7 protein-coding genes and 3 pseudogenes are annotated in these 14,405 nt (G+C 39.8%); 7 read left to right on the top strand and 3 right to left on the bottom strand.

Annotation, left to right across the window (positions count from 1 at the left end):
- Nucleotides 1–5: 5 nt before the first annotated feature.
- From N4G44_RS03825 to mfd, 3 genes and pseudogenes are all read right to left on the bottom strand, one after another.
- A complete protein-coding gene (locus N4G44_RS03825) occupies nt 6–821 on the bottom strand; it encodes a hypothetical protein (RefSeq protein ID WP_474924684.1) in 816 nt (271 codons plus the stop codon).
- Between the two features lie 6 nt (nt 822–827).
- Nucleotides 828–1,649, bottom strand: coding sequence for a hypothetical protein (locus N4G44_RS03820; RefSeq protein WP_474924683.1), 822 nt, complete (start codon nt 1,647–1,649; stop codon nt 828–830).
- A gap of 355 nt (nt 1,650–2,004) precedes the next feature.
- Nucleotides 2,005–5,372 (bottom strand): annotated as a pseudogene (mfd, locus tag N4G44_RS03815) (transcription-repair coupling factor).
- A 259-nt stretch (nt 5,373–5,631) separates the two neighbouring features.
- On the opposite strand from mfd, the gene N4G44_RS03810 reads away from it, so the two are divergent.
- From N4G44_RS03810 to N4G44_RS03780, 7 genes and pseudogenes are all read left to right on the top strand, one after another.
- Nucleotides 5,632–6,024: a hypothetical protein gene (locus tag N4G44_RS03810; RefSeq protein WP_474924682.1), complete on the top strand. Its 393-nt coding sequence runs from the start codon at nt 5,632–5,634 to the stop codon at nt 6,022–6,024.
- A gap of 178 nt (nt 6,025–6,202) precedes the next feature.
- Nucleotides 6,203–6,451 carry a hypothetical protein gene (locus N4G44_RS03805; RefSeq protein WP_474924681.1) on the top strand — a complete coding sequence of 83 codons (249 nt, stop codon included), beginning with the start codon at nt 6,203–6,205 and terminating at the stop codon, nt 6,449–6,451.
- A 130-nt stretch (nt 6,452–6,581) separates the two neighbouring features.
- Nucleotides 6,582–8,080, top strand: a pseudogene (locus N4G44_RS03800) (GH3 auxin-responsive promoter family protein).
- Between the two features lie 69 nt (nt 8,081–8,149).
- Nucleotides 8,150–8,512: a hypothetical protein gene (locus N4G44_RS03795; RefSeq protein WP_474924680.1), complete on the top strand. Its 363-nt coding sequence runs from the start codon at nt 8,150–8,152 to the stop codon at nt 8,510–8,512.
- Nucleotides 8,513–8,605: 93 nt separating this feature from the next.
- Nucleotides 8,606–9,840 (top strand): annotated as a pseudogene (locus tag N4G44_RS03790) (MFS transporter).
- Nucleotides 9,841–9,931: 91 nt separating this feature from the next.
- On the top strand, nt 9,932–12,070 hold the full coding sequence (locus N4G44_RS03785; RefSeq protein WP_474924679.1) for a T9SS type B sorting domain-containing protein: 2,139 nt from the start codon (nt 9,932–9,934) through the stop codon (nt 12,068–12,070).
- A gap of 100 nt (nt 12,071–12,170) precedes the next feature.
- Nucleotides 12,171–14,294: a T9SS type B sorting domain-containing protein gene (locus N4G44_RS03780; protein WP_474924678.1), complete on the top strand. Its 2,124-nt coding sequence runs from the start codon at nt 12,171–12,173 to the stop codon at nt 14,292–14,294.
- Nucleotides 14,295–14,405: the final 111 nt, after the last annotated feature.

The raw sequence follows: 14,405 nt of genomic DNA, 5'->3' as shown, positions 1-14,405 counted from the left end.
CTGAATTAATTTATAATAGGGTTAAACACCTGAGGGATTTCGTATACATCAACCTTCAGGGAAGACTGGGTAATAAAACTGTTGATATTGGTATCCGCATTGATTCCTATGGCCAGTACAACATCACTTGTCGTCCTGTAAGAACCCAGTCTTGAGCAGGCAACACTTACATCATGCTGTCCTTTAGAAAGGTTAGCCACCATTCCGATCTGGTTATGGGTAATAAAAGTACTTGAGGCACTACTTGCCTTTAAATTTCTCTGTCTGAGGTTAACCAGTTTGTTATCCACAAAAATACCGCACGCATAATCTATGGAAATATCCGGAGTCCCATTCACAGGAAGATTAGCCTGTACTACTGTTTCAAACTGGAAATACGTCTTACTTTCGGTACTGAACACACTGATAGAATTAGACAGACCTGTAATTTTCTTAAATCCCGGAAGGCTGGAAATGTCTGCTCCTTTAATAAAAGCAGTGTTTTTGGCAGTAATGCTCGACTGTTCGCTGCTCGTAAACTTTATACCCGTTGTATCTGAGAAAGAATTGTTGAATATCAGATAGAATTTATTCGGTTCATATTCCGGAATACGGAGCGACTTCCAGATCGGAGGATATCCTTCTCCCTGAGAAACAAGGATCTGGTCATTATTACCCTGGGACAAAGTATTGTCTGTAACGTTCAGGACAACGATTTTATTTCTGAGATTAACATCACCATTAACGTCCAGTTTTGCTTTTGGCGAATCCGTATTGATTCCCACCTGGGCAGAAAGAGACAGCCCTGCCATTAAAGACAGGATCGAAATAATATTTTTCATTATAATTTAATTGCTTTTATAGGTAACGTATTCAATGACATCTATCTTCATGACAGATTCAAGGGTAAATGCATTGGAAACCGTATTCAGGTCAGACACGTTGCGGCCAATGGTAAACTGCGAGTTCAGATTTGATGTATTGATCTTTCTGCACGCCACCTCAAGTTTTTGAGCGCCTACCGGAACATTCTGCTCCGTATAATTAAGCGTGAAAATATAATCCTGGATCCCTGATTTCTCTGTATTGTTATTCGAAACAATCTTATCAGGACGCACCGCTACCAGTCTCCCGTTCCTGAAAACTCCACAGGTAAAGGTAACAGACTCGGAAACTGTTGCACTGGGAGCCTTCATCTCTATCCCGGTCTGAAACTGGTACGTAAGTCTGTTTCTTCCGTTTTTAATAATAAAATTGTTTTCAAGTCCGGTAATTTTTGTCCACTTTCCTTTCGATGTATCTGTAATATCATCTCCAACATTGTTTTTATAAACATTGTCCGCCGCAATACCGTTTGAAAGCGCTGTAACACCCGTCTGATCCGATGACAGATACGAATTGATCAATTTGTACTGCCCTTCTTCCATAAAGGAAACATTTAATGATTTCCAGACTGGAGGCAGCCCTTCTCCCTGCGAAACCAAAACCTGGCCGTTCAGTCCTGCATCCCCGACATTGTCGGATGTACCGCCTGCTCTAAGTTCTTTTCTTAAGGTAATTTTCCCGTTGACATCGAGAGTGGATTTTGGAGAGCTTGTCCCAACTCCCACCTGCGCATTAACACAAAGCGATAAAAGCCCGGCCGCGCAACAATAGATAATTCTTTTCATAATAAGGACTGCAAAGTTATGAATTTAAATCATAAAAAATCATTTACAAGCCTGTAAACCCGTATAAATAAAGCGATTATGTTATAGAATTTAATGTACAAAAAAGTAGAATTATTACTACAAAACGTTCTTTTTTTATCTGCTTTAAAAGCCCGGCATCATCCGAACCCAATACCAGCCGCCGATACAGCATTATTTTTTCTCATCATATTGTGATTTTAAAATGCCCGGGAATCCGAAATTGGGCATACTATTCATGGGTAAAAATCATGTTTTTTTCAATAAAAAAAGGCCTTAAAAAGTAAATTTTAAAGCCTTTCTTATTTTTCACTTATTAAAAAGAGGAATTTTCTTCTTAATGATGTCCGATAACCGTTTTCAAAAGTACGTTAACCTCATCTACATTTTTCACCTTTTCCTTTCTCATCATCAGCAGGTTTCCTTCCTTGCCAATCTTCTCTTTAAGCTGAGCTTCCGCAGGGTTTTGGGTTAAATAACTGATGATATGCCTGAATCTGTCTGTCTGGTAGAATTTATCCTGAGGGTTCGCAGGGAAGTACCCCAGGAATACACCATTTTTCATGACGATCTTTTCGAAACCTATCTCAGCGGCCAGCCATTTCAAGGCAACGCTTTTCAACAGGTTTACCGCTTCTTTCGGCAAAGCCCCGAAACGGTCGATCAGTTCAAGCTCAAACTGATAAAGATCCTTTTCGTTATCAATTTCTGCAATTTTCTGGTATAACAATAATCTTTCCTCTGTATTCGAGATATAGAAGTCCGGAAGCATCAGCTCCAGGTCGGTATCAATATTCACATCCTTCACAGATTTGAACAGTTTCTGCCTGTCTTCCTCATTATCGAATAGGTTTTCAAAATCCGCATCATCTTTTAATTCTTCCAGCGCTTCCTGCATCAGCTTCTGATACGTTTCAAAGCCCATTTCATTAATGAATCCACTTTGTTCGGCTCCAAGAAGATCTCCTGCACCCCGGATTTCAAGGTCTTTCATCGCAATCTGGAACCCGCTTCCCAGGTCCGAGAACTGCTCAATAGCCTCAAGCCGTTTTCTGGCATCGGAAGTCATCATATCATATGGAGGCGTAATAAGATAGCAGAAAGCCTTCCTGTTGCTTCGCCCCACTCTTCCTCTCATCTGGTGGAGGTCTGCCATTCCGAACCTGTGGGCATCGTTAATAAATATGGTGTTGGCATTGGGAACATCCACTCCACTTTCAACGATTGTTGTAGATACAAGCACGTCGTACTTCCCTTCCATAAAATCAAGGACATTTTTTCCAGCTGTTTACCTTCCATTTGCCCATGCCCGGTAATGACTCTGGCATCCGGGACAAGCCTTTGAATAAGTCCGGCAATATCTTTAAGGTTTTCAATCCTGTTGTTGATGAAATACACCTGCCCGTCTCTCTGTAATTCATAAGACACAGCATCTCTTAAAATTTCTTCATTAAATCCGATCAGCTGCGTATCGACAGGCTGCCTGTTCGGTGGCGGCGTTTTAATAACGGAAAGATCCCTCGCCGCCATCAGGGAAAACTGAAGCGTTCTCGGGATAGGAGTAGCCGTCAAGGTAAGGGTGTCTACATTATTTTTCAGTGTTTTCAGCTTATCTTTTACAGAAACTCCGAATTTATGCTCTTCATCGATGATCAGGAGCCCAAGATCTTTGAACTTAACCGAACTGCTTACCAGCTGGTGTGTGCCTATGATAATATCTACCTTTCCATTTTTCAGACCTTCTAATGCTTCCGCTTTCTGTTTGGCCGTTCTGAATCTGTTCACATAAGAAACATTAACGGGGAAGTCTTTCAGTCTTTCCTTAAAACTTCTGTAATGCTGAAACGCAAGAATAGTAGTAGGCACCAAGACCGCTACCTGCTTTCCGTCCGTTGCCGCTTTAAATGCAGCCCGGATAGCCACTTCCGTTTTTCCGAAACCAACGTCACCGCAAACCAGCCTGTCCATCACCGTATCTGCTTCCATATCCCGTTTTACATCAATCGTTGCTTTTTCCTGGTCAGGAGTATCTTCGTAGATAAAACTGGCTTCAAGCTCATTCTGCAAATAAGAATCCGGTGTATAGGCAAAGCCTTTTGCTGTTTTTCTTTCCGCGTACAGCCTGATCAGGTCAAAGGCGATCTGTTTTACTTTAGCTTTTGTTTTCTGTTTCAGGGACTTCCAGGCGGGAGAACCGAGCTTACTCAGCACAATTTCCTTTCCGTCGGGACCGTTATATTTCGAAATCTTATGAAGCGAGTGGATACTTACATATAATAAGTCACCGTTTTTGTATGTCAGTTTAAAGCATTCCTGAATTTTCCCGTCATTATTAACCTTTACCAATCCCATGAATTTTCCTATTCCATGATCAATATGGGCAATATAGTCCCCTATTTTCAGCGACATCAGGTCTTTCAGGGTCAGCTGCTCGGATTTTGCAAAGGTATTTTTTGCTTTATACCTCTGATAGCGGTCGAAGATCTGATGATCTGTATAGACCAGAATTTTGTGTCCGTTATCTACAAAACCTTCATGAAGCTCAGATTTAAAGCTTTTAAAAGGAAGCTCATGTTCCAGCTCTTCAAATATAGACTCCAGTCTTTCTTTTTGCTTTTCGGTAGAAAAAGAAATCCAGGTATCGAAACCTTCCGCCTGTTTTTCTTCGATATCTTCTATCAGCAGCTCAAAATTTTTATGAAAAGACGGCTGCGGGAGTTGTTCCAGCTTAATTCCCGTGATTTCTTTAAGACCTTCAATAGGAGTCCCGGCAAAATCAATGGTTTTAAATTTCTTAAAATCAAACAAGAAATCCTGGTCCGAAATAAAGAGTTCCTGCGGCGTCCTGTGGGCAATATCTTTACTTAAAGTATCATATTTCTCTAATGATTTCTCATAAAAAGTCCTGATCTTCTGCATACCAACAGCCCCATTTCTGGAAACTACAAAGCTTTCTTCAGACAGCAGCTGCAGTAATGAAACCCGGGTTCCTGTTACTGAGAAATTCATATTGGAAACCAGCTGAAAGTCCTTTACTTTATCTATGGAAAGCTGTGTTTCAATATCGAAGGTCTTAATATTTTCTACCTCATTTCCAAAGAAAGTGATACGGTAAGGCTTCTCATTGGAATAAGAAAACACATCGACGATACCTCCCCGCACAGAAAATTCTCCCGGCTCAGATACAAAATCTGCCTGCTGAAAGTTGTAGTGGTTCAGCAGCTCATCAACAAAATCAAAGTCCAGCTGATCGCCAACTTTTATATGATGAGAGATGGCTTTAAAATCTTCTTTCTTCAACACCTTTTCAGATAAGGCTCCTGCGTAGGCCACAATCACTTTAGGGGCTTTCCCGGAATTGATCTTATTTAAAACCTCAGTACGAAGAACAAGGTTGGCATTCTGTGTTTTCTCAACCTGGTAAGGTTCAAGATGGGTGGCCGGAAAATAAAGCACCTTATCCTTCCCAAGCAGGTCTTCCATTTCAGTATTGGCGTACAGCGCATCTTCTTTATCATCTACCAGATAAAGAACGGTTTTCTTCTGTGTTAAAAATAGTTCAGCAACAAAAATGGAAACCGAAGATCCAGCGCTTCCCTTTACGGAAATATGCCGGCTTTTTTCTAACTGGGTAAAGATTTCTTTTCCAAATTCTTTCTGAAGGAGGTCGGGAAGAAACTTTTCGTGAATAGGTTTTAGCTGCATAAAATAGTAATAATATGAACGACAAAAGCGATTTCGGAAGTTTTCCGAAACCGTTTATCTGATAACAAAGATAGGGATATTTTTTTCTTCCCTCACCAACAGAAGATTACAGAAAACACAAGCTAATACCACATTTACATACCCAAATCTTAATTTTTTACCAATTTATTTAATTAAAAGTTAAAAAAATACCAATAATCCGGCATGGCATAGTGTTTGAAAATTCCACCTTATCAAAACTTTTTAAAAAAATAAGATTATGAAAAAAGCAATCAGAATTTTAGGAATTTTTATGTTGGTATTTGTCGCCACATTATCTTTTGCATCGTGCAGCAAGGACGATGACCCTGTAAACAATGACTTTTTTGCAGGAACCTATAAAGGAAAGATATCATATAATGACGGATCTACTACCAACAGCACAGACAACGGAAGCGTATTCGTAACGAAGATCGCCAGCGGAACGAAATATAATTTTGCATTCTCGAACAGCATTCCGGATCTTAACGGAGTGGAATTTCAACAGCAGGGTGACCATACTCTTGTAATGGTTGGCTCCACTGCTACATCTTATATCAGAATTGACAATAATGAATTGAAAATTCTATACATGAAAGACGGTAAAACATGGACCGCCAACTGTACACGTTAATCAACTATTCATACTTATAATGAAAGCCTGCTTCTTCCACGGAGCAGGCTTTTCTTATTTTAATATACTGAGTTAAGTTTTTTTAAGCAGTAATAAACTTTAGTTAAGGATTGTAATTACTGTTTTTTCAGCCTGTTTTTTGTATACCTTTACTCAAGAAAAACAAACAGTACTCCTCATGAAAAAATTTTTAACAGCAATGTCTCTGGCCCTAGGACTAGGATTTGCAACCGCACAGCAAACTGCTCCGGCAACACCGGCAGCCCCTCATCAAACGACTACAAAAACAGTAAAAGCTCCTGCAGTAAAAACTGCAACACCTGCAGCTAAAATGAAAAAGGACGGAACACCGGATAAAAGATATAAGGAAAACAAACACCTTAAAAAAGACGGTACTCCGGACAAAAGGTATAAAGCAAACAAGTAAACTTTAACATATAGTTGTTATTTTCATAATCAAATTTCGAAGAACCGGTGAACTCATTCACCGGTTTTTTTATGGCATATCCTGTTGAAAAAATAATTTTATATTCTGTACTTATTTATAAATTTGAGGCATGTTAAATTTCTTCAAGAAAAATGTGGCGCTGGCCTGGGCAAAAAAGCATGTTCAGAAAACAGGGGAATTCAAAAAAACTCAGTGAGAAATCAGGAGGCTCTTTTGCTGTCTTTAGTTAAAACAGCTCAGAAAACTCTTTTTGGAAGGGAGCATGATTTTGAAAACATTCATTCTATAAAGGATTTCCAAAACAAAGTCCCTGTTTCCGACTATGAGGATCTGAAACCCTACATCGAAAGGGTAAAAAAGGGGCAGGCCAATATTCTCTGGACCGAAACTCCTGAATATTTTGCAAAAACTTCGGGAACTACCTCAGGCTCAAAATACATTCCTATTTCTAAAGAAGGAATGCCGTTTCAGGTAGCGGGAGCACAAAGCGCACTATTCCATTATATTGCGAAGAAAAACAATGCAGATTTTGTCAACGGAAAAATGATCTTCCTGCAGGGAAGCCCCGAATTAAAGGAAAATTTTGGAATAAAAACAGGTAGACTTTCAGGAATCGTGGCCCATCATATCCCTAAATACCTTCAAAAAAACCGTTTGCCAAGCTGGAAAACCAATATGATGGAAGATTGGGAAGCCAAGGTAGATAAGATCATTGAAGAAACGGAACATGAAAATATGACCCTGATCTCCGGAATTCCGCCATGGCTGGTCATGTATTTTGAAAAACTGACGGAAAAACATGGGAAGAAGATCAAACAGCTTTTCCCTAACCTCCAGCTTCTTGTTACAGGAGGAGTAAATTATGAGCCTTACCGCGATAAAATGAATGATCTGCTTGGCGGAAAAGTTGATATCATACAGACTTTTCCCGCTTCTGAAGGTTTTTTTGCTTTCCAGGATGATTATACGAAAGAAGGATTGCTTCTTTTAACGGATCACGGGATATTTTATGAGTTCATCCCTTTGGAAGAGTATGGAAAACCTGACGCACGGAGACTCACTTTAAAAGATGTGGAATTGAATAAGGACTACGCATTGATTCTTACTACGAATTCCGGATTATGGGCTTATTCAATAGGTGATGTTATAAGATTTATAGATAAAGATCCATACAGAATTCTGGTAAGCGGAAGAACAAAACATTTCACTTCTGCTTTTGGGGAACACGTGATTGCTTTTGAAGTGGAAGAAGCCATAAAAGCAACACTGGAAAAATATGCAGCTCAGATTACAGAATTCCACCTTGCCCCTCAGGTAAATCCTGCACATGGACTTCCCTACCATGAATGGCTGATAGAATTCGAAAAAAATCCGGAGGATTTAGAGTTATTCAGGGGCGAGCTGGATCGCCAGCTGCGTGCAAGAAATACTTATTACGACGATCTCATCACGGGAAATATTCTTCAGCCTCTTGTGATTACAACGCTGAAAAAGAATGCTTTTCATGAGTATGCCAAATCGCAGGGCAAGCTGGGAGGCCAAAATAAAATCCCAAGACTTGCGAATGACAGAAAAATTGCAGATCAGTTAGAAATTTACAAACTTTAAAGATATTTTTTCAATTCCAAAAACATATATTCGAAAAAAATTATAAATTTGAAAAAATAAAAAATAATAATGAAAGCATCTGTACTTTTAAAATCATCTTTACTAACCTCTTTATTTGTCATTTCATCCTGCGCTACCACAAAATACAGCGAGGATATTTCCAAAAACAATTATTCTAATTTACAGGCTGGAAAAGTGTATGTTGTTACCCTGAAAGATGGTTCTCCGAAAAAGAAAATGCTATTCCGAAATGTTGACGGCGATAACCTGATCGGAACTGCAGGAAAAAAGGACAGTGCAGAAGTGATTATCCCTAAATCTAATGTAGCCGCTGTAAAAGACAGATCTAAAGCCAGAGTAACAGCAGGTGCTACCGTAATTGGCGCAGCAGGTGTTGCAGCCATCGTGATCAGTGCATTGAGAGCAGACTAAAATAGATTTTATCTTTCGGGACTTATTTGATTTATCATTTAAAAAACCAGCATATCAACAGCCTTAAATGAATATTTAGGGCTATTTTTGTGCATGATTTCCTTTACACCGTTAAAAACATTGCAAAATATTGAATTCAGAAATCTTCTTACGGGAAGATTTTTTATTGTTTTAGCCTTCAGAATGCTCGCGACTTTATTAGGATGGTGGGTGTATCAGTTAACAAAAGATCCTTTTTCAATAGGCCTTATCGGACTTTCAGAAGTTATTCCTGCGGTAAGCTGTGCTTTGTATGCAGGGCATGTTATTGACATGAATGAAAAAAACGCCTGCTCCTGATCTGTAATTATGCTTACATTTTCCTGATCGGTCTGCTCCTGATTCCTGCATTTTTTAATGTAGAGATGCACTTTAACGGTCATGAAATCACTTATTTTATATATGGTGTCATCTTTTTCACAGGAATTGCAAGGGCATTTATCGGGCCTATTGTTCCTTCCATGATTCCAAAAATCGTCAAAAAGGAAAACCTTCCGAATGCAGTAACCCTGAACCAGGCTACCTTCCTGATTTCTTCCGTATGCGGCCATGCTGTGGGAGGGCTCCTCATAGGCTATTTTGGGGTAAAATGGACGCTTGTTGTGATCATTTCTTTAATATTTGTCGCATCATTATTTTTCTGGCAGCTAAAACAGCAGCCCTCTGAATATAAAAAGGAGAATGTAAATGTTGTGGAAAGCATGCGGGAAGGAATTTCATATATTTTTAAAACGAAAGAGATTTTAGGGGCATTATGCCTGGATATGTTTGCCGTTCTTTTTGGAGGAGCCGTTGCCATGATCCCGGTATTTGCTACTGATATTTTAGATGCAGGAGCGGAAGGTTTCGGTCTTCTGAATGCGGCTTCAGATATAGGCTCTATGTGCATTATCACTTTACTGGCACTTGTTCCGTTAAGAAAAAACCAGGGAAAAATCCTTCTTACTGTGGTTGCTGGTTTTGGACTTTGCATTATTGGTTTTGGCTTATCAAAGCTTTACTGGTTATCATTTATGTTCCTTGTTATGAGCGGAATGCTTGACGGAATTTCAGTGGTGATCAGAGGAACTATTGTGCAGCTGAAAACTCCGGATCATATTCGCGGGCGGGTGTTGAGTGTAAATTCCATATTTATCATGTCCAGCAATGAAATGGGACAGTTCGAGAGCGGTCTGATGGCAAAATTGCTGGGCGTAGTGCGGTCTGTAGTCTTCGGGGGAAGTATGACGGTTTTGGTAGCTCTTCTTGTGGCGGGTACAAATCCCAAGCTGAGAAAAATGAATTATTAAACAATAATATCCCATTTCTATTAAATATATCACAAAAACTTTAATTTAACTTTAATAATTTTTTATATTTGTCTTTTTTAAATCCCCCTTTATGAAAAAAGCATTACTCGTTTTTCTAATCATCTGCTCACGCATCTTATATGCCCAGTCAGATTGTATTAGTGCAATATCTATCTGCGGAAACTCGGATATCTCTTATACACCATCAGGACCGGGAAATGTCCTGGAAGGTATTGGTCTCAATTCGTGTCTGAGTGATACGGATAATGAGCACTTTTCGGTATGGTATACCTTTACGGCATCAACTTCGGGAACATTGGCATTTGTAATTAATCCTACCGTTGATACCGATGACTATGACTTTGCAGTATACGGTCCTACAACAAATGGCTGTACTTCATTGAACAACAATAACATTTTTGTAACCCCGCTGAGATGTAATTTCAACGGAACAGGTTCGTCCCAGGGAAATACGGGCTTATTGCTGACCATCCCGCCACCGCCACCGCCAAACACGAACGGAAGTGCAGGAAACCAGGCTGAATGGAGTCCTCATATGGTAGTACAGGCCGGTGAGACTTATTATCTTGTTGTGGACAACTACAGAAGTTCACCGGATGGTTTCTCCCTGACATGGTCGGGTACAGCAAGTTTAAGTTCTGCATTCAACGATCCTTCTCTGGCTCCGTTTCCGTTTACTACTCCGGGACTTCCGGCTGCTAACCCTAATGATCCGAATGAAGTAACAGTATGTTCACTTGCTACTCCATTCAATTTTACTTCATTAAGTACGGGAATTATCAACGGGAACAGTCCAAACTTCAAAGTATCTTATCACAAAAATACCAATGACGCCATCACAGGAGGAAATCCTGTTACGTCAGAAGTAGTGAGCCTTACCCAGGTTTACTATTACAGAATTGTGTATCAGGATCCTGCGAACCCAACAAACCCTATGAACGGCTGTTTTATTACCGGGAAATTTAAATTCAGGGACGGCAGTTTTACTTTAAATAATGCTACGCTTACCAGTTGTAGCAATGATGGTGCGGGTACGGCAATGTTTGACCTTACTACAGCTGCTATAGGAGCAGGACCAACCCATACATTAAAGTATTATCCTACGATGTTCGATCTGAACGCAGGAACGAACGAGATTACCAGCCCCGCTATATATCAGTTTGTTTCAGCTCAGGGAAAAATATATGTAAAAGCAACCAATGAATTCGGATGTACAGCAACAGCTGAAATTACCCTGAAATTCCATCCGCTGGTTCCGGTAACTGAAGCTTCTTTAAGATCTTGTTTCCTTGAAACCAATCCTTCTCTGGGAACATTCAACCTAAGCAATGCTACAGTAACGACTTTAACAGGAGCTACTAAAAAATATTATCCTTCTTTAACAGATGCAGTAAACGGAACGAATGAAATTTTAAGCTTCCTAGCTTACACTGCACCATCAGGAGTGATCTATGTAAAAGTATTTAATGCACAGGGATGTTATTCCATTGCAAAAGTAACTTTAACTGTACTTTCTCCGGTTTACTCGAGTGTACTGCAAGACAAGATCATCTGTGTTGAGGATAAAACCACGCTGGATGCAGGCCCTGGATTCAACGGATACGAATGGAGCACGGGAGCCACTACCCAGTCTATTACCAACGTAGGTGTAGGAACCTATTGGGTAAAATTAAAGACCGGAGACTGTATCACAATACAGAACGTGAAAGTATACGCTTCCGAGCAGCCTGTTGTTTCAAGCATTGATATTGCCAACACTTCTATAACTGTAAATGTTATCGGAGGAACTCCACCTTACCAATATTCAATGGATAATATTAACTGGCAGGACTCCAATATATTCACCAATGTTTCCAGAGGAGATCATACAGTCTATGTAAAAGATGCTTACGACTGTGAACCTATTGATATAACAGTTGTGGTTCCAAACCTTATTAATGTGATCACTCCGAACGGAGACGGCATAAATGACGTAATAGACTACTCGGCATTATCTGGAAAACAAGGTCTTGTATTGAGTATTTTTGACAGATACGGAACAAAAATCCACCAGGCTGATAAAACCAACGGATTCAAATGGGACGGAACGGTAGCCGGCAAAAAAGTTCCTACAGGAACCTACTGGTACTCCGTAACATGGAATGAAAATGATAAAAAGAACACCCCATTCAAGTTCTCAGGATGGGTAATGGTAAAAAACAGAGAATAATTTCTTATCAAAATAAAAACCGCTCTCCGGGGCGGTTTTTTAACATAAATGCTGATAACTTATTTTACTCAAATCTTGTTTCACAAAAATCATTTTAAACATGAAAAAAACATTACTTCTTTTAATCTTATTTATAGCACAGGTATTTTATGCACAGTCGGACTGCGTTACAGCAACTCCTCTCTGCGGAAACTCCGAGTTTTCAGCAACTCCATTTGGAAACGGAAATATTGCTGAGAATTTATCAGCAAACGGATGTCTGGGCAGAAGTGAAAACTTCTCCTTATGGTATACTTTTACTATTGCTACATCCGGAACTTTAACTTTTGTTATTGATCCTAATACTGATTCCGATGATTATGATTTTGCAGTATATGGCCCTACCAGCAATGGTTGTGCCTCCTTACAGACTGGGAATAATGTTTTTGTAACCCCGCTCAGATGTAACTATAACGGAAGTACACCAACCGGAAACACGGGACTTACTTTAACCTTACCACCACCTCCACCACCTAACACGAATGGAAATGCAGGAAACTCGGCTGAGTGGAGCCCTTATATGCAGGTACAAGCCGGAGAAACCTATTATTTGGTTGTAGACAATTTCAGAAGCTCTCCGGACGGGTTTAAACTGACCTGGGGCGGTACCGCTACCCTGAGTTCAGCATTTAACGATCCTGTTCTGGCACCTAACCCATTCATTCCTCCTGGTATCCCGGGAGCTAATCCGGATGATCCTTCAACGATCATGGTATGTGGACTTCCTTCACAATTTAACTTCACTACCCTTACCTCTGGTATTATCAATGGAAACAACCCTAATTTCCAGGTTACTTACCATAATAATATCGATGACCTTATTGCAGGAACCAATCCACTTACCATAGCTACGGTAAACGGGACAACAACCTATTACTACAGAGTTCGATATTTTGATCCGGACAATCCAAACAGCACTGTCAACAAATGTTTCATCAGCGGTAAATTTAAATTTGTAAATGCCAGCATTACAGCGAGAAATGCTACTATTTTCGCCTGTAACAATAATAGTGAAGGTACAGGGAAATTTGATCTGACCACAGCAGATGTATTTACCGGAACAGTTACGAAAAAATACTATCCTACTCTGGCTGACCTGAACGCCGATACCAATGAGATTACTAATCCTACCGCTTATATTTCAGCTGAGAAAATAGTATATGTTAAAGTAATTTCCGCATTCGGATGTACTGCTACAGCAGCTATTACATTATCATTCCATCCGGTAGTCACATTGAAAGATGCGGTAATGGAAGAATGCTATATTGAAAATGATGTTACGCAGGCCAAGTTTGACCTTACACAAGCCGACGTTGGAGCAGTAGCAGGGCAAACAAAGGCATTCTACAAAACATTAAACGATGCACAGGCAGAAACCAATCCAATTACTCCTCAGACTGCTTATATCACTACAAGCACTGAAGTTTATGTAAGAGTAACCAGCGCCAATCAGTGTTATGATATCGCCAAGATCACGTTAAAAGTTCTTCCTCCTGTAAAATCTGCAGTTCTGAAAGACAAAACGATCTGTGCTGAAGATAAAACAACATTGGATGCGGGACCTGGATTTGACGGATACGAATGGAGCACAGGTGCTACCACTCAAGCTATCACCAATGCAGGAATAGGAGTTTACTGGGTTAAACTGAAAACAGGAAAATGCTTCACGCTACAGACTGTTACAGTATTTGCTTCTTCACAGCCGGTAATTGCCAGCGTAGATATCAGCAACAATACCATTACGATAAATGCTTCGGGAGGAACTCCGCCATACATGTACTCAATAGACGGTACCAACTGGCAGACCACCAATACATTCAGCGGACTTCCCAGAGGAGAAAACAAAATCTTCCTGAAGGATTCTTACGATTGTAATCCTGTGCAGATTACCGTTACTGTTCCGAACCTGATTAACGCCATCACTCCAAACGGAGATAAGGTAAATGACGAGATCGACTATTCGGCTCTGGCTTATAAGAAAAATCTTGTATTCATTGTTTATGACAGATACGGAAACAAGCTTTACGAAGCTAATAAAATGAGAGATTACAAATGGGACGGAACAGCTTCCGGCAAGAAAATCCCTACCGGAACTTACTGGTATACCATCTCATGGAACGAGAATGATAAAAACAATACTGAAACCAAATATTCAGGATGGATACTCGTAAAAAATAAAGAATAAGCTATTTTTCATATCACAACAAAAGACTGTCTTAACCGACAGTCTTTTTTATTTTATCCTGATGAAGATTTCTTGTTAAAATTTTTTATTTTTGAACCCCGATTTTTTTAC

It is taken from the genome of Chryseobacterium sp. GTID13 (genome assembly GCF_056172655.1).
The sequence above is the reverse complement of the archived record's forward strand: the minus strand, read 5'-3'. Positions and strand labels throughout refer to the sequence as shown.